This window comes from Chitinophaga tropicalis (genome assembly GCF_009758205.1).
Taxonomy (GTDB): Bacteria; Bacteroidota; Bacteroidia; order Chitinophagales; family Chitinophagaceae; genus Chitinophaga; species Chitinophaga tropicalis.
The window spans coordinates 341,908-359,061 of record NZ_WRXN01000003.1; the positions used below are offsets into that span (position 1 = coordinate 341,908).

Genomic DNA, 17,154 nt, shown 5'->3' on the forward strand with positions numbered 1-17,154 from the left:
CAATCAGATCATGAGAACAAGATTTTTCTTTATTATACTCGTCCTTCCGTTGCTGCTGACAGCCTGTCTGAAAGAGATATCGCCCAGTGATTCACTGACCACAGGCACTATCACAAAGACCACCGAGGGGCTTAAGAACGCTCTCAACGGTGCATATGCGTTGTTCAAAGATCATGTGGAATTTAACGGGAATACAGATGCCAACAATATGTACCTGCGGCAATATTTCCAGATGAGTGATTTTGCGGGAGATGATATCGTATGCGGACAGACCACTACAGACCCGCTGTATTACAGCTTCTCCCTGAATCATACGCCTACGCAGACCAACAGCCGTTATTTCTGGTATATCTCCTATAAGATCATCAACGATGTCAATACGGTAATAGAAGCCGCTGAGAGTATTGAGAACCCTGATGCCACTGTGAAGCAGCTGATAGGAGAGTGTTATTTCCTGCGTGCGTTCTGCCATTTTAACCTGCTACGTTTTTATGCAAGGCCATATACGCAGGCTCCTGCGGGGAATGGTATTATTTTGCGCACTTCTACCAGTGATCCTTCGCAGAAGGCCAGGGCAACTGTAACGGAGGCGTATAATGCTGTTATTGCAGATGCTGAAAAAGGGGCCTCCCTGATGCAGCAGCAACGTGGTGTGCAATATGCGTCACAGGAAGCGGCATGGGCTCTGCTGTCCAGGGTTTACCTGTATAAGGAGAATAATGACAGTACTGTCTATTACAGTGATAAGGTAATCAACTCCGGCAGGTTTGGCATTGAAACAGCTGCAGGTTACCGTAGTCTTTTTGCGAATGCTATGGGCAGTAAAGAAACTATTCTCTGTGTGGCATTTACTACAGTGGATGACTATGGCAAGGGTGGTTCCATTGCTTCCATGATCTACTCTGATGGTAACTCTGGCTGGGGAGAGGAGTTTGCATCACAATCGCTTCGCGATACGATGTCTGCTCACCCGGAAGATGTGCGCTGGTCTTATATTATTCCTCTTAAAGACAGTGATGGTAACATTCAGAAGAAGAATGGCATTGAGATCTATTATATCTCTAAATTCTCGTTCCAGGGTGGTAGTCCTACGCTTAGCTCGCCTGTTATGTTCCGTTTATCTGAAATGTATCTGAACAAAGCAGAGGCAGAAGCGAAAGCCGGGAATGTAACAGCCGCTCTTAATGATGTAGATATGATCAGGAAGAACCGAGGGCTGGAAAGCGCGCTGTATAACGGCCAGGTACCGGCAGGTTCTTCCATACTGGATGTAGTGCTGAAAGAGAGAAGAATAGAACTGGCATTTGAAGGGCACCGGACGTTTGATGTATACCGTAATGAGCGGTCAATGGACCGTACTTACTGGGGATACCATCTTCCTGGCCTGAAAGAATCGGATATTGATCTTTCCCGTAAACCATCCGGTTATCAGAATATGGTCATTGCCCCGGACAATAACCGGATCATCTACTATATTCCTATTGATGAGATACAGACCAATAAACTCTGTCAGCAAAATCCCTGATTCACTTTAATGATTATGACTATGCGCTCACTTCTGTATATATCCGCTTTTATATTGTTGTCTGTCATTACAGGCGGCTGTAAGAAAGATAATGTTTCTCCTGATGCAGATCTTTTCTATGAGGTAAGCATCAATGGTAATGATGTGACCTTTACCAATCAAACTACCGGGGCAGTATCCTACAAATGGGACTTTGGCGATGGTACTTCTTCTACTGAGGAGAGCCCGGTACATACTTATCCGGGTAAGGGTAAGTATGTGCCTACGCTTTATGCCACTACTGCTGAGGGGAAGGTGACGGAGGGATCGACTGTGTTGTATATAGCGAAAACATCTCCTGTGAAGCTGGATGATAATACCTTGTCTGACTGGGATGGGGTGACTGATTATGTAATAACTTCCGGCGCGGGGGAGACTTATTTTAAGTCCGCCAAATTTGATTACGACGCTACTTATGTATATGTGTTGCTGGAGGTAAGATCTTCAAAGAGCAATGGCGATATCTATGATTTTTACATGGATACGGATAACAATGCAACTACGGGATTACTGACGGGGACATTCCCGGACGGAGGGTATGATGTGCTGCTGGAGGGCGCTGTGCTGGATAACTGGTTTGATGCCTTTAATCATAGCGGAGCGCAGAATGCGTTTTCTTTTACGCCTACCAATGTTACAGAGTTCTATAATGTAGGCACTGTGGTGGAGGAAGGTGGAACGCTGAAATTTGAGATGCGTCTTACCCGTTCCAAGCTGAAGAATATGGCGGCTACACAGGCGTTCAGGATTGGTATACAGGCAACGAAAGGAGACTGGTCGGCCACCCTGGGTAATATGCCTGATGGGAATAAACCCTCTATACTTATTAATTTCGAATAAATGGAGAAACAGTCCGGGCGGTTGCTTTCACTGGATGTAATGCGTGGCCTGATCATGATCTTACTTGCGGCAGAGAGTTGCAGGGTGTATGAATCTGTCAGGGAATTGCATGAAAATGGTATCATTAATCAATTCTTTCATCATCCCTGGCATGGATTGCGTTTCTGGGACCTGGTACAGCCTGCGTTCATGCTGATGGCGGGAACGGCCATGTATATATCCTATGAAAGTAAGCTGAAGAAGGGAGTCAGCTGGCGGAAGAACTTCAGGCATATTGCCATCCGCAGTGTGAAGTTATTTCTGCTTGGTACCGGTTTGCATTGTATATACAGTGGTAAGCTGGTGTGGGAGCTGTGGAATGTGCTTACGCAGTTGTCTGTGACCAGTATAATTGCGTACCTGGTTATAGGCCGTTCATATACTGTGCAGATCATTACAGGTTTTGCCCTTATACTGCTGAATGATATTCTTTACAGGAGCATACTTATGCCGGGGTTTGACCAGCCATTTGTGGAGTATCATAACTTCGGCGCATATATGGATACGCTTCTGATGGGAAAGATCAACCCGGACGGGTGGGTGGCTATCAATATTATTCCAACTGCGGCTCATACTATCTGGGGTGTTACGGCGGGTAAGTGGCTGATGTCTGTAGCGGATAGTAACAGGAAGACCTATACGCTGATCATAGCGGGAGTGCTGTTGTTATTTGCTGGTTTTGCTGCTGACATCAGTGGATTGTCGCCTGTTATCAAGAGGATCAGTACGGCAGGTTTTGTGCTGGTTTCAGCCGGCTGGGTGTTGCTGATCATGGCTTTTCTTTACTGGTGGACGGATATAAAAGGGCACACCCGTTATACCTGGATACCGGTGGTGGTGGGTACGAATGCTATCTTTATTTACATGTTCTTTGAAACGCTGGGAGCGCAATGGCTGAATGGGGTAGTGGGTATTTTCGTACCCGTACATGTTATAGCGGCTTTGGTAACGTTGTTCCTGGAGTGGTACCTGTGTTACTGGTTATATCAAAGAAAAATTTTCTTTAAACTTTAAATGTATGTATTTCGCCATACTGATATAAGTAAGAAGGCCCCGATCTGGGGCCTTCTTACTTATATCAACTTTTAAAACTTGGGATAAGCATATATAATTTTCTGGCGATTTCTTCTTCCAGTGTATTAGGAATATCGGCAGCATCTTCGTCTAATGCTATGAATCGTTGTGTCTCTTCGTCCCAGGCGAAGATATGTTCAGGACCATCGTTATACTTCACCCTGAAGCGGGTTTCAGCGTTAAAGGTAAAAGGCACAACATGTACCATGTAAGGAACGCCTTCCAGTAAAAAATCGAATCTTGTTTTCTCCATGGGTAACATTTTTAGCTTGGTGTCACAAAAATCAGACCTTAAAGAAGCGAACTGTGCTACAAAGCATAGCACAGAAATTGTGACTGTAATGTACCATTATTCTTATTGACTAACTATTAAACAGATTCCTCTCATGAAAACATGTTCTCTCCGATTCGTTGGATTGCTGGCAATCACAGCGCTTGTATTTACCGGTTGCTCTAAACAGACCTCAAATGAAACAACTGAAAGGCCAGATGGTTCTGCTACCATTAATTACGATCTTGCAGCTGTTAATCCTTCAGGGACCATTACCGCTGATGCCGACGGAGCGGCCCGCCTCAGTACTATTATGAACGATCCTTCTATTGCATCGTTCCCTGCGTTACGGTTTGATCTTACCTGGGACTCTGTAATATTCCGTTTCCGGGAACTTCGTTTCCAGGCGGTAAGTGGTCCTGATGAGATCAATCTCAGTATTAAAACTGACCGGGACATTAATATCCTGGACAGTGTTTCTTTAGGCAGCATTATGGTGCCGATCGGTACATTTGAGCAGGTAAAGGTATACCTCCGGGTAGAGGGAGATACGGTACGTCCTGCAATTAAGATGAATGGAAGGATCACATGGCAGGGTAGTGATATTCCGATCGATGTTGTTGTTGTTGGAAAGATTGAAGTTATGGCAGAAGGAAAAGATGTTGTGATCAGTGAAAATGGCCTGGGATTGCTGGGAGATCTTAAAATAGATCTGAGCGTGATACTTTCCAAGCTTAAGATCGGCGATTTTGAAGGTTCGTTTGAGAACGGAAAGCTGACGCTGACCATCAATCTTAACAAGAATCCGAACAATGGTCTGAAGAAGGCATTTGACGGCAGTATGTCTGTTGAGCACAAGAGAAAGTGATCTTTGCCTCATTCAAAAAAAAGCATTCGTCATTCCGGCGGATGCTTTTTATATACTAACTTGAGGAATAATTATTACGTTATGAAGCCATTTATCCTGGTTACTATCGTTATTGCTCTCTATGTCATTGTTGCCATAGCCCGTATTTATATCCTTTACCGTAAGACCAGGAATGTGGAAACGATGGCCCGGGAGAACCGGGATATCACTCCGTTGTCAGGCTCTTCAGCGGATTTGCCAGACCAGCCCTTATAGACTGATAAGCGATCGTTACTCCGGCAATAACCAGGGACACGAGTATAGCCGCTGATAATCAATTTATAGAGCAGGATTCTCCATTGTTATTGTTCATTTTTATCCAATGATGTGCGTTTTTGGACAGTGAGGGTGTTTCAGTTTGGAAATATTAAATATAACTTCTACCTTATTGCCAGGTTATGTAAAAAACTATTCATGCTTGTAAGTAGACGAACCGCGTTAAAACAGGTCCTTTTTGTCTCGGCCGGATTGGCATTATTACCTTCCTGCTTCCGAAAAACGCCACCAGCTTCCATAAAACTCAGGAATATTGTACTGGATGCTGATGATGAGAACGTACTGGCAGCGCTTGCCGATACTCTTATTCCTAAAACAAACACACCCGGTGCAAAGGATGTTTCTGCGCATCATTTTACGATGACCATGGTGGACGATTGTTTTAAGAAAGAAGATCAGCAGAGATGGCTGGAGGGTATGAAGGCGTTTGATAAGTTATGCCGGGATAAATACAGCCATGCGTTTGAGAAATGCACCCCTGACGAAAGGGCATCATTACTGACAACACTGGAAGCCGCGAAAGCAGATACTGATGCAGCGGCTTATTTTTACCAGACATCAAAGAGGCTAATCATCCAGGGATATACCAGCTCAGAGTATTATTTAACAAAGGTCCAGGTATATGAACTGGTACCTGCAAGATTCCATGGAAGTATTCCTGTTAAACAACCGGACAGAAGGACGGCTTAATTTATTTATTATTTATGGCGAATATTAATAACAGCGCGCAGGACCGCACGTTCGATGCTATTGTGATAGGGTCGGGCATCAGCGGAGGCTGGGCTGCAAAGGAGTTTACGGAAAAAGGTCTGAAAACGCTTGTGCTGGAGAGAGGACGGGATGTGAAGCATCTGAAGGATTATCCTACTACCAATATGTATCCCTGGGAGTTTCCTCACCGGGGACAGATACCTGAAGCTATTAAGGAAGAGAACCCTGTAGTGAGCCGTTGTTATGCTTATAAGGAAGATGCCATGCACTTCTTTGTAAAGGATAAGGAGCATCCTTATGTACAGGATAAACCTTTTGACTGGATACGAGGATACCAGGTGGGGGGTAAGTCCCTTATGTGGGCCAGGCAGACCCAGCGCTGGAGCAACTATGACTTTGAAGGGCCGGCGCGGGACGGCTTTGCGGTTGACTGGCCTATCCGTTATGAAGACCTGGCGCCGTGGTACAGTTATGTAGAAAAGTTTGCCGGTATTTCCGGTAATAAAGATGGTATTGCCCATCTTCCGGATGGGGAGTTCCTGCCTCCTATGGAACTGACAAAAGTTGAAACTTACTTTAAAGATTTTGTGGCGGCCAATTATAAGGACCGTCATGTTATATACGGCCGTTGCGCTCATCTTTCAGAGCCGCAGCAGATACATAAAGAACAGGGCAGGGTGCAATGTCAGAAAAGGGTACTGTGCCAGCGTGGCTGTCCTTTTGGCGGCTATTTCAGCAGTAATTCCTCTACTCTTCCCTGGGCGGAGAAAACGGGTAATATGACCCTGCGTCCGTTCTCTGTAGTGCATAGCATTATTTATGATGAACAGAAGGGCAAGGCTACAGGTGTACGTGTTATAGACACCAATACGAAACAGATGACGGAATTTTATGCGAATGTCATTTTCGTGAATGCGGCTGCTGTAAATACCAACCTCATCCTGCTTAATTCCACTTCGCACCGTTTCCCTGACGGGCTGGGCAATGACAGCGGGCTGCTTGGTAAATATTTTGCCTTCCATAACTACCGGGGGCATATTTCTGCGCTGTATGAAGGGTATAAGGAATTTACTACTGAGGGGCGAAGGCCTACCAGCGCTTATATTCCCCGGTTCAGGAACGTGGAGAAGCAGGAAACTGATTTTCTGCGTGGTTATGCTGCCGGTTTTATTTCGGAGCGGTTTTCCTTTACAAAGAAAGAAGGTTTTGGTCATAGTCTGAAAGAACAGCTTTTCAATGAAGAGCTAGGCCCCTGGTTTGTAGGTTCTCATATGATGGGAGAGACCATTCCCAAAGAGAAGAGCCGGATCACGCTTGATAAGGAGAAAAAGGATGAGTGGGGAATGCCTCTACTGCATGTTGATATGGATTATGATGACAATGATGAGAAGATGCTGAAGGACTTCTTTGAGCAGATGACCGAGATGTATACCAGGGCCGGTTTTACCGATATTAAAACAAGTGATTCCAAACAGGCGCCGGGTCTTGACATTCACGAGATGGGCGGGGTACGTATGGGGAATGACCCTAAAACATCCCTGCTTAATAAGTGGAATCAGCTGCATGCCTGTCAGAATGTTTTTGTGACGGATGGGGCTTGTATGACGTCTACTTCTACACAGAATCCATCTCTGACTTATATGGCGCTGACAGCAAGGGCAGTAGACCATGCTGTATCACAGCTGAAAAAAGGAGAGATATAAAGATATAACAGCGTTCTGATCGCAACCGTTGGTCCCGCTGCAGATGGGAGTGATGGTTGCGATCTTTATTTTGTGCCAGTAAGAGTTTGCTGATAATCTGTCATATAATTTTCCATCAATATTAAATATTCCTTTTAATCTAATCTGCACGTTATCTGTTTGATAGCGAATTATTTATTTCAGTGGATAATAAAAATGCACTACATTTATTTGAGAAGAGTCCCCAAATTGACAAAATAGCCATTTACAATAGTCCTCACTTAAAAACTGAATGTTCACTCAAAAAACCTCAAAAGATGAAGACTCATCAAGAAACCGTCGAAGCCATTGCTGTCAGATTGCAATCTATCAGGGCTTTGAACAGTATTGTTCTCTCTAAAGGGAACCGCGTTATCAATCCTCACCAGTTTATCTGGAACAGTAAAAGGACCCGTCAGACACCTGTCCCTGTAGCTTTTGATCTCAGTCAGAAAACGCCTTTTGAGCTGGAAGTTCATCTTGCAGCCGAAAATGGTGCGCTGGGCTCACAATATCAGTTGCAGGCTCTTGCTGATAATGGGGCCGTATTATTTTCCGGCAAAGGCGCCAAGAATGACAGCACAATAACTGTGCAGGCGCAGGCATCGCCGAAAGCATTTGCGCAGCTGCATAACAATGCACTTCACTGGCAGCTGACCTCAGGTAAAGATGAAGTGATCGGGTTGGGTACTACGTGGGTACAGCTTTTCTGGATTGACCTGGCTAATCAGCCGGCGGACGCCTTTAAGAGGGGCATACCGGTGGAAGCCCTGGAGAAATTATATGAATCTGCTCCGCAGGTGCACCGTTTCCCGGGAGATGAGATCAGTGAATTGGTCAAGAAGGCTAATAAGCTGTATGATGTGGGAAGTATTGTAAATATGATATTTAATTATGTACCTCCCCGTTATGATATCTGGCAGGGGGCGCCACATTTTGTGAATCTAAGCAATGGCTGGAACAATATCACGCTCTACTATAATGCTTATATCTCCGCGCACAATAATAATCCGAGCTCTATTCTGAACTGTTATGATGCGGCGGCAGTATTGCAATACAATCTGCAGTATTATGGCTATTCTGTCAAATACTGTTTTATGCAGCCGTTTGGCTATATGCGGTTAACAAATCTCATTGGCCGTGGGCAATGTAATAATCCGTTTTACGGAGCTACGGGAGGTCCGGCAGTGATCAGCTCAACCAGTCCTTCGCGTACTGCTTTTCTCAATCATGCTTTCGTCTATCTTCCTTCTACAGGTTGTATTTCGGATGCCTGTGCGGGCCCTCATATTGGCAATGAAACGCCAGCTCAATATGTGAATAATGCGACGGATAGCGTATATCCTAATCCGCCGGCGGTAACAAGAGGTACAACTGCCAATATTGGTTATTATACCGGTGTGACCAGTATCGTTAATGTGTTCAGCGCTCACCAGGTCCCGGACCTGCCACACGTTGCTGCATTTAAAAAAGAGGTAGGATTTTCTGAGAAGAGCGTGAAAGAGACCGGTAAGAGGAGTATTGTAGGTAAATGGCCTTCTCCGGCAGAGTACCCGGCTTTCCATAATAAATGGACAATTTACCATGATGAGATAGTGCCAGGGGAAGAAGAAGTGGTAAAGCTCTGGATGCTGAAAAACGGAGAGCATAATATCTTTATGAAGATCTATGTATCCAGTGCAGGCAATGAGCTTTCGTATAACCGTTTCCTTTCTACAGGCGGTCTCTCCCAGGGAACAGCGCCTGCTTATGAGCGTGTGGAAGGAATCGGGCATTATGCTGCTATCAGTAAGGATAAGAGGCAACCGCACCTGTTCTGGGTTGCTGATAACGTAGTAGTGGAAATCTCAGCGTCTGACAATTCAGTTGATCTGAATGCGCTGGCAGAATGGTATTACCGCTGGGCTATCAAGAACCGCACTATGGATATTACGGCTCATCTGCCTCATCCCCGTCTGCAATATTCTTCCCTTGAACCAAGGAAAGGAGATCAGCTTTTCATTTCCCATTCTTCAGAGGATAATGAACTGCTGGACTTCCTTATTGAAGATGAAGGTCTGCGTCTTGTGTCAGCAGAAGACAAGATCCTTGTATTTGACGTGCAGAAGCCTGTTAAGAAGGCGATGAAAGTGCTGGTAGTTGACAAGGATACTTTGCTGGTGAACAGCCAGTCTCTGAAACTGAATAGTAAAGAGTAGATAAGCAGGATTTGAATACACAGGGGCAGCCGGAGTGATCCGGCTGTCTTTTTTATACTTTCCTCACATCCATCAGCATACCTTTTTCTCCGTCAGGTTTGATGATGCTTTCAATTACTACGGTCTGGCCTATATGAAGCAGCACATTGCTCTGTTGAAGCAAGGTGCCGTTACCCAGCCTGTACCATTTATACTCAGAAGAAGATTTTCCGCTTCTTACCACAGCTGTTACTATTTCTGTGATAGTAGTGATGACAACGCTTTTCAGGCTGCTGTTGCGGATCTCCCTGATAAGTGGTATGCTGTACCATAAGAGAATAGAGAACAATAATATTGGTATTACTCCTAACACTACCAGACCTTCATTTTCCATTCCTATAAGGAAATACATCAGCAATAAGAGAACGGCTAAAATGCCGAAAGCTGCAAGCCAGGTGTTGCGAAGCTGACGGTATTGCTTTTGTTTATCTGTTTCTTCGAGAGGCACTATTGTTTCATTGAAGGTCTTATTGTAGTTGGCCTGCAACAGGAGGTCCATACCTGGTTCGAGGTTCACGAGGTGAAGTGTTACGTATTGCCCGGTCCATGCTTCTGCCTGTTTTATGACCCTCTTATGTATAGGAGAGGAAGAAAGGGAGGTGTGCAGGGGGATATAGGCGTCTGCGATGTTGCTTCCTACCTGGTAGCGCAGGAATTTATAATCTATAAGTTGTACTGTCTGGAGTATACCGCTTATAAGGTATTTTTGTCCGCTTAGTACGTTGTTCTCCTGTTCTTTCAGCCGGTTGCTCTTTATTTTCCAGAAATAGATGGCATAGCCGCCGCCACATACCAGGAGGGCAAAGAAAAGTTTACCGATCCAGAAATCAGCAGGGAAAATTATGATGGGGAAAAGCGAGGGTATAATTAAAATAAGCCCTATCACCAATGGTGTAATGGCTTCCAACCTGCTTTTCTTAAAGAGTAGTTTGAGCAGTTGCTGATCTTCAGGGGATAAGGGAGCATTTGTTTGCATAGGTGTTAAAATGCTGCAATATAATTAAAACCGGGCGGCGGGTTTATCCCCAAAATCAGCGATTCACCCTGTTGAGCAGCACGGCGAATGATCGCATTTGTTCCCTGGTGGCATTGGCATCATGTTCTGACTGGAGCAGCAATGCCTGGAGATCTTCCATTTGGGTAATGATAACGGGAGAGATGAAGGTATATTTTCTGAGGATGACCAGGGCTTCTTCCACCTGTGGCATAGCATAGCTGTGGATCTTGAACGTGTAGGGAGGGTCCAGGAAATAAGACTTTATTTCTGCCAGGCGAATGATGTCCTGATTACTTATTTTCTTCATAGCATTGAGTTTCAGATCCGACAAATGATATACAAAGTTACGAAAGAAACCAAACTCTGAGAGGGCTGGTATGTATCTGTCTGATCGGGGGTGGTGGCCGGCTGAAAATTCAGAAAATTATTTATATCTTAAAACATGCTTAAATCACTATCCCAACGCCTGTTGTCAATCGATGCGCTTCGCGCCCTTACCATGCTTGCTATGATCTTCGTTAACGATGTAAGTGGTGTAAGGAATATTCCTTCCTGGATCGAGCATGTAGATGCCAGTGCAGATGGCCTCGGCTTTGCGGATACTGTATTTCCGGCCTTCCTCTTCATTGTGGGGCTTTCCATTCCGCTGGCCATAGGAAGGCGTATTAGTCGCGGGGCCACTTTTATCAGTACGGAAAAGCATATTGTTATCCGTTCCATAGCGCTTATTGTGATGGGCTTCTTCCACGTTAACCTTGAAAGTTACAGTAGTGAGGCGGTTTTGCCCCGTGCGCTGTGGCTGCTTCTCATTACTATTGCTTTTTTCCTGGTATGGCTGGATTATCCTGATACGGTGAGCAGCAGGAACAAATACCTGCTGATGGGTACCGGCATTGTGATATTGCTGGTAATGGCTGCCCTGTATAAGGGGGGCGAGCCTGGTCAAACGCACTGGATGGAGCCTTCCTGGTGGGGGATACTGGGTATTATTGGCTGGGCATATCTTATCAGCGCTACCCTGTACCTGCTGGTAAAAGGGAGGCTGTCTGCGCTGGTGCTTGTCCTGGTTGTTTTTCTCGGAATTAATATAGCCACGCATGCGGGCTGGATGCGTTTCAGTATTCCTGTGCTGGGAGATGCTTCTTCTGCTGCGCTTATTATGGGAGGGGCGGTGCTTACTACCCTTTATTCCTGGTTACAGGAGAGAGGGAAGCAGCCGGGTATCTTCATTGTTATAGGAGTACTGGCCATTGCTGCAGGGCTTCTTATACGGCCTTATACGGACGGGATCTCGAAGATCAGGGCTACGCCGTCCTGGGTGCTGATCTGTGCAGGCATCACTACTTTGCTTTTTATCCTGCTGATCTGGCTGGTAGATGTGAAGGGGAAGATGAGCTGGTTTAATGCCATACGTCCTGCCGGCACAAGTACGCTTACCTGTTACCTTATTCCCTACCTGGTGGTGGCTGTTTCCGGACTGGTACATTTTCAGTATCCGTCAGCGTTAAGTGAGGGTTGGCTGGGGTTATTGCGTTCAATAGCCTTCGCTTTCCTTGTAATAGCGATAGTGGGCTGGATGGAAAAGAAGAAAGTAAGACTGAAGATATAGATGTTATACCTGTACTACCGGCCTGGTTTCTGCTGGTTTCGGCTCTGCAGGTTTTGGGTCCGGCGGTTTGTTGATCGGTTTGATGATCATACGCAGTGCCTGGTCCATGGTAAGGTATGCCACGGTCCAGTTATACATTGTTTTGAGTTTATTACGATAGTTAATAAGAGAGTAAAGGTGAATGACGAGCCATAACGCCCAGGCCAGAAAGCCGGATACATGGAATTTAGGCCTGGGAATATCAGCTACGGCGTCATTTCTTCCTATAATGGCCATGGAGCCTTTATCCGTGTATCTGAAGGGGGTGAGGGACCTGCCGTTAGCCATGGCTATAAAGTTCTTTGCCAGGTTCTTGCCCTGCTGCATAGCTACCTGCGCCAGCTGGGGGTGTCCTTTGGGGAAGGCTTCCTCATGGGTCTGGAGGCTGGAGTCGCCGATGGCGTAGATGTAGTCTACACCGGTCACCTCATTATATTCGTCTGTGATCATCCTGCGGCCTACGCCTAAGCTGGCGGCGGGAATACCTTCGAAGGTACAGGCTGTGACCCCTGTTGCCCAAATGAGGTTTTTGGTATCGATAGGATCTCCGTTTGATAAGATAACCTGGTCGTCTACAAAATCTTTTACCCGTGTATTGAGTTTTATTTTTACGCCAAGCCTGCGCAGGGAGTCGTATGTATGTTTCTGTGATTTGGTGCTCATTGGTTCGAGCAGGGCGTCACCGCCGTTGATGAGGTAGATATCGCCGCCGTGGCCCTGGAGTTCAGGATAGTCTTTACGGGCTATATACAATCTCAGTTCTGCCAGCATTCCGGATATTTCGACACCGGTGGGGCCGCCTCCTGCAATGACGATGGTCAGCAGTTTCTTCCTTTCTGCCGGATCGTTGATCACGCAGGCCAGTTCCAGGCGTTTCAGCAGTGTGTTCCTCATTTCCAGGGCATCGTTCACCGTTTTCATGGGGATAGCGTTGCGCCTGATGTTTTCATTACCGAAATAATTGGTTTCTGTGCCTGTGGCAAAGACCAGGTAGTCGTAAGAGAGCTCTCCGTTATTGAGATAGCAGGTACGGGTGGCCGGGTCCACACGCAGTAGTTCACCCATGTGAAAGCGGACATTCTTTTTGCCCCTGAGCAATTTCCTGAAAGGGTAGCAGATGCTGGAGGTTTCCAGGAAGCCGGTGGCGAGCTGATAAATTAACGGTGGAAAAAAATTGTAATTGTTCTTGTCTACCAGCGTGATGTGAAAGCGTTTATCATGCTGTAATTTTTGTATCAGATTAATCCCGGCAAAACCTCCTCCAATAATGACTATTTTTTTGATCCCATCTTTTGTTTCCATGATGCTGATATATTCAGATACTGTAAATATAATTAATCCCCCTTTACGAGGTGGAAATAAACCACATTTTATGCCACTATATCGAGATTATTTAACATTCATAAGGCAGATTATTTATTTTTGCCGGGTTAACAGCGGGGAAAAGTTATTAAAAAGCAGAAATACGTTATGAGTAAGATCAGGATCATTTTCTGTCTGCTGATTGCCCTTACCACCGGGTTGCAGGCACAGGATAAACCAAGGTTTTATGATGATGTTCAGACGATTGTGAAGTTTGACAAGATGTATGCTCCACCGGAAAATCCTATTCTTTTTATTGGCAGTTCTTCTATCCGGAAATGGGATGACCTGGAAATAACATTTGCAAAGTATGTAGCGATGAACAGGGGAATAGGAGGGGCTGTTACGACAGATATTATCCGTTATGCCCCTGACATTATCTTCCCTTATAACCCGCGGGAGATAGTTATTTATGTGGGAGAGAACGACCTTGTTGAAAAAGGTGTTACGGCAGACAGCATGCTGTTGCGTTTTGACCGGCTATATACGCTGATCAGGAGCAAGTTACCAACCATTCCTATCGTGTACATCTCCATCAAGCCAAGTCCCAGCAGGGCGCAATATTTTTCAGTGGCCAGGGCTGCCAATGCTTTGATCAAAGAATATATAGGTAACCAGAAGAACATTTCTTTCGTGAATATCTACGATGATATGCTGGATAAGGAAAAACAGCCCAGAAAGGAACTGTTTGTGGATGATATGCTGCATATGAATAAAAAGGGGTATGAAATATGGCGTAAGGCCCTGCAGCCTTACCTCTTAAAGAAGTGACCTCTTCAATAGTGAAGGGCGGGGCATGTCTTTTGTAACAGTTATTATGTAATAAACAAGCTGTTATGAAGTACGTTACGCTGCTACTTTTAAGTTTATGTAGCCTGTGTGTATATGCGCAGCAGCGAGCAGATCTGCCTGCGCCTTATTCCACCAAATCATATACTAACTACAGCAATGTTGTTGGCTGGAAAGAGGGAGAGAAACCGGCGGCCCCGGCAGGGTTTACTGTGAACCTTTATGCAGCCGGCTTTCAACATCCCAGGTGGCTTTATGTCCTGCCTAACGGTGATCTGCTGGTAGCAGAATCCAATACTAATTTCCCTTTCTTTAAGAAAATAGGCGCGAAGATCGTTGGCGCGGGTAAATCAAATGACCTGCGGCATAGCGCTGACCGCATCACCCTGCTACGTGATGCGGACCATAATGGTATACCGGAAATACGTACCACTTTCCTGGCTGGCCTGAACCAGCCCTTCGGGATGGTGCTGATAGGCAATTACTTCTATGTAGGGAATACAGATGCGTTAGTTCGCTTCCCTTATAAGGAAGGTATGACCAGTATTACTACCCGTGGGGAAAAAATAGCTGATCTGCCTGCGGGTAAGGTGAACCAGCACTGGACGCGGAACCTGTTAGCCAGTAAGGACGGGTCTAAGATATATATTGCTGTAGGGTGTGGTACTGATCATGGCGAAAAGGGGATGGACAAGGAAGAAATGAGAGCTAACATCCTGGAAATAAGCCCTGATGGTTCCGGCATGCGGGTATATGCGTCCGGATTGCGTAATCCTGTTGGTATGGGTTGGGCGCCTGGTACCAATAATCTGTGGACAGTGGTAAATGAGAGGGACAAGCTGGGTAATGATCTTGTACCCGATTTCCTGACCCATGTAAAGGAAGGCGGTTTTTACGGATGGCCTTACAGTTATTACGGGCAGCATAAAGATCCCCGTGTACCGGATGCGGCGCCGGAGCTGGTGAGCAAGGCGATTGTACCGGATGTTCCGCTGGCTGCCCATTCTGCATCGCTGGGAATGGCATTCTATACAGGGAACCTGTTCCCTGAAAAGTACCGGAATGGGGTCTTTATTACGCAGCATGGTTCCTGGAACCGTAAACCGGTGTCCGGCTATAAGGTGATCTTTATTCCCTTTAAAAATGGCCGGCCGGCGGGAGAGCAGGAAGATTTCCTTACTGGTTTTGTGATCAGCGAATCGGGGAAAGTACGCGGCAGACCTGTGGGGATAGCCGTATCCAACCAGGGGCGTTTATTCATTACAGATGATAAAACGGACCGTATATGGGTGGTGGATTATGCTAAATGATCAGCTGCAATGCCCCAGCGCCATATAGATAATGATAAATACCACGATGGTGCCCAGGCAGCCGCCGCCTAATTTCTTTGCGCCGTAGGCCGCGATGAGGAAACGGAAGAATTTGTTCATATGCGATATGTTGTTTGATGTGGAGGTGATTTATTCGTATATCCGCAATCTGTTACGTAGTATGTCTATCTCTGCCTGCATCCGTTTCACTTTATCCAGCAGCTGGCGGATCACATCTATACCTTCTGTGTTGATGCCCATATCATGATGCCAGCGGGTATATATTTCCAGTTCCTGCAGTTGTGCTGTGCTGATAAACGGGGCTCCTTCAACGACAGTTACTTCTATCAGTCCTTCATCTGCCAGGGAGTGAACGAATGATACATCAATTTCGTGTATGGTGCAATATTGTGAGATTGCTATCAGTTCTGTTTGCATATAAAGGGTTTTAACGTGATGATTGAGCCAGTTTCCTGAACAGTTCTTTTTGTTCTTCGGTTAATCCGGAAGGTAGTTTTACCTGGTAGGTGATGATAAGATCGCCGAAGGAGCCTTCCTGTTTGTAGACGGGGAAGCCTTTGTTTTTCAGTCGCACTTTGGTGCCGTTCTGTGTTTCCGGTTTTACCTTCAGTTTTACTTTCCCGTCAAGCGTGTCTGCCATGACCTCTCCGCCCAGGACGGCCGTATACAGGTCTATTTCCATGTTGGCGTAGAGGTCATTATCCATTCTTGTGAAATTGGGGTCATCGCTGATAACAAATGTAATATAGAGGTCACCGTTAGGTCCTCCGTTCATGCCCGGGGCTCCGTGCCCGGTAAGCCTGATAACCTGGCCGTCGGCAATACCTGCAGGTACAGTGATGCGCACCTGTTTGCCATTGATATTCAGTGTATGCTGCCGCGTGTGGGCGGCGTCCCGCAGGCTTACATGGAGTTCAGCGTTATAGTCCTGTCCGCGGAACTTACCTGTGTTGCGGCCTGCTCTGCGGCTACCGAACAGGGATTCAAAGAAGTCGGAGAAATGTTCTTCAGAGAAATTGCCATAATCGCCTGAAAACTCCTGTTGCGGTCCGTAGCCGGCATTTCCCCGTTGTTGCCTGGCTTGTTCAAACTGGTCTGCATGTTGCCAGTGCTCTCCATATTCATCGTATTTCTTACGTTTTTCCGGATCGCTCAGTACTTCATTTGCTTCGTTGATCTGCTGGAATTTGAGATGTGCTTCTTTATCGTCAGGGTTCATATCCGGGTGATGTTTCCTGGCCAGCTTCCGGTATGCCTTTTTGATGTCTTCCTGGGACGCTTTCTTATCGACTCCCAGTATTTTATAATAATCTATGAAAGCCATATGCGTTAGGTATGTTATCCGTTATTGCACAAAATCTTTGCCATCTGTGTGTAAATATTATTA

General features: G+C 45.9%; 17 protein-coding genes. 11 read left to right on the forward strand and 6 right to left on the reverse strand.

Annotated features, from left to right (window positions below; translation table 11 throughout):
- Positions 1–10: 10 nt before the first annotated feature.
- From GO493_RS09375 to GO493_RS09385, 3 genes are read left to right on the forward strand one after another with little or no spacing between them, the layout of a single operon-like run.
- Complete coding sequence (locus GO493_RS09375) at positions 11–1,525, forward strand: RagB/SusD family nutrient uptake outer membrane protein (RefSeq protein ID WP_157305887.1); 1,515 nt, start codon at positions 11–13, stop codon at positions 1,523–1,525.
- Positions 1,526–1,546: 21 nt separating this feature from the next.
- Complete coding sequence (locus tag GO493_RS09380) at positions 1,547–2,404, forward strand: PKD domain-containing protein (RefSeq protein ID WP_198315663.1); 858 nt, start codon at positions 1,547–1,549, stop codon at positions 2,402–2,404.
- The gene (locus GO493_RS09385) at positions 2,405–3,457 is read left to right on the forward strand and encodes an acyltransferase family protein (protein ID WP_157305889.1); all 1,053 of its coding nucleotides are present in this window, start codon (positions 2,405–2,407) and stop codon (positions 3,455–3,457) included.
- Between the two features lie 64 nt (positions 3,458–3,521).
- On the opposite strand, the gene GO493_RS09390 is transcribed toward GO493_RS09385, so the two are convergent.
- On the reverse strand, positions 3,522–3,770 hold the full coding sequence (locus GO493_RS09390; protein WP_157305890.1) for a hypothetical protein: 249 nt from the start codon (positions 3,768–3,770) through the stop codon (positions 3,522–3,524).
- Between the two features lie 133 nt (positions 3,771–3,903).
- On the opposite strand from GO493_RS09390, the gene GO493_RS09395 reads away from it, so the two are divergent.
- The 5 genes from GO493_RS09395 to GO493_RS09415 all read left to right on the forward strand — a co-directional run bounded on the left by GO493_RS09395 (position 3,904) and on the right by GO493_RS09415 (position 9,601).
- A complete protein-coding gene (locus GO493_RS09395; protein WP_157305891.1) occupies positions 3,904–4,656 on the forward strand; it encodes a hypothetical protein in 753 nt (250 codons plus the stop codon).
- Positions 4,657–4,737: 81 nt separating this feature from the next.
- Complete coding sequence (locus GO493_RS09400; RefSeq protein ID WP_157305892.1) at positions 4,738–4,911, forward strand: hypothetical protein; 174 nt, start codon at positions 4,738–4,740, stop codon at positions 4,909–4,911.
- Positions 4,912–5,109: 198 nt separating this feature from the next.
- On the forward strand, positions 5,110–5,661 hold the full coding sequence (locus GO493_RS09405) for a gluconate 2-dehydrogenase subunit 3 family protein (RefSeq protein WP_157305893.1): 552 nt from the start codon (positions 5,110–5,112) through the stop codon (positions 5,659–5,661).
- A gap of 14 nt (positions 5,662–5,675) precedes the next feature.
- Complete coding sequence (locus GO493_RS09410; protein WP_157305894.1) at positions 5,676–7,385, forward strand: GMC oxidoreductase; 1,710 nt, start codon at positions 5,676–5,678, stop codon at positions 7,383–7,385.
- A 296-nt stretch (positions 7,386–7,681) separates the two neighbouring features.
- Positions 7,682–9,601 carry a hypothetical protein gene (locus GO493_RS09415; RefSeq protein WP_157305895.1) on the forward strand — a complete coding sequence of 640 codons (1,920 nt, stop codon included), beginning with the start codon at positions 7,682–7,684 and terminating at the stop codon, positions 9,599–9,601.
- 52 nt (positions 9,602–9,653) lie between these two features.
- On the opposite strand, the gene GO493_RS09420 is transcribed toward GO493_RS09415, so the two are convergent.
- Positions 9,654–10,616 (reverse strand): hypothetical protein, encoded by a 963-nt coding sequence (locus tag GO493_RS09420; RefSeq protein ID WP_157305896.1) that lies wholly within the window; start codon positions 10,614–10,616, stop codon positions 9,654–9,656.
- Positions 10,617–10,671: 55 nt separating this feature from the next.
- Complete coding sequence (locus GO493_RS09425; protein ID WP_157305897.1) at positions 10,672–10,944, reverse strand: hypothetical protein; 273 nt, start codon at positions 10,942–10,944, stop codon at positions 10,672–10,674.
- A 135-nt stretch (positions 10,945–11,079) separates the two neighbouring features.
- Between GO493_RS09425 and GO493_RS09430 the strand changes: the two genes are divergently transcribed.
- The gene (locus GO493_RS09430) at positions 11,080–12,246 is read left to right on the forward strand and encodes a DUF5009 domain-containing protein (protein ID WP_157305898.1); all 1,167 of its coding nucleotides are present in this window, start codon (positions 11,080–11,082) and stop codon (positions 12,244–12,246) included.
- Positions 12,247–12,249: 3 nt separating this feature from the next.
- Here GO493_RS09430 and GO493_RS09435 read toward each other — a convergent pair whose 3' ends face one another.
- On the reverse strand, positions 12,250–13,587 hold the full coding sequence (locus tag GO493_RS09435) for an NAD(P)/FAD-dependent oxidoreductase (protein ID WP_157305899.1): 1,338 nt from the start codon (positions 13,585–13,587) through the stop codon (positions 12,250–12,252).
- 168 nt (positions 13,588–13,755) lie between these two features.
- On the opposite strand from GO493_RS09435, the gene GO493_RS09440 reads away from it, so the two are divergent.
- Both GO493_RS09440 and GO493_RS09445 read left to right on the forward strand, forming a co-directional pair.
- Positions 13,756–14,418, forward strand: coding sequence for a GDSL-type esterase/lipase family protein (locus tag GO493_RS09440; protein WP_157305900.1), 663 nt, complete (start codon positions 13,756–13,758; stop codon positions 14,416–14,418).
- Positions 14,419–14,483: 65 nt separating this feature from the next.
- Positions 14,484–15,746, forward strand: coding sequence for a PQQ-dependent sugar dehydrogenase (locus GO493_RS09445; protein WP_157305901.1), 1,263 nt, complete (start codon positions 14,484–14,486; stop codon positions 15,744–15,746).
- 150 nt (positions 15,747–15,896) lie between these two features.
- Here GO493_RS09445 and GO493_RS09450 read toward each other — a convergent pair whose 3' ends face one another.
- On the reverse strand, positions 15,897–16,184 hold the full coding sequence (locus GO493_RS09450) for a chaperone modulator CbpM (protein ID WP_157305902.1): 288 nt from the start codon (positions 16,182–16,184) through the stop codon (positions 15,897–15,899).
- Between the two features lie 10 nt (positions 16,185–16,194).
- Positions 16,195–17,091 carry a DnaJ C-terminal domain-containing protein gene (locus GO493_RS09455; protein WP_157305903.1) on the reverse strand — a complete coding sequence of 299 codons (897 nt, stop codon included), beginning with the start codon at positions 17,089–17,091 and terminating at the stop codon, positions 16,195–16,197.
- Positions 17,092–17,154 lie beyond the last annotated feature (63 nt).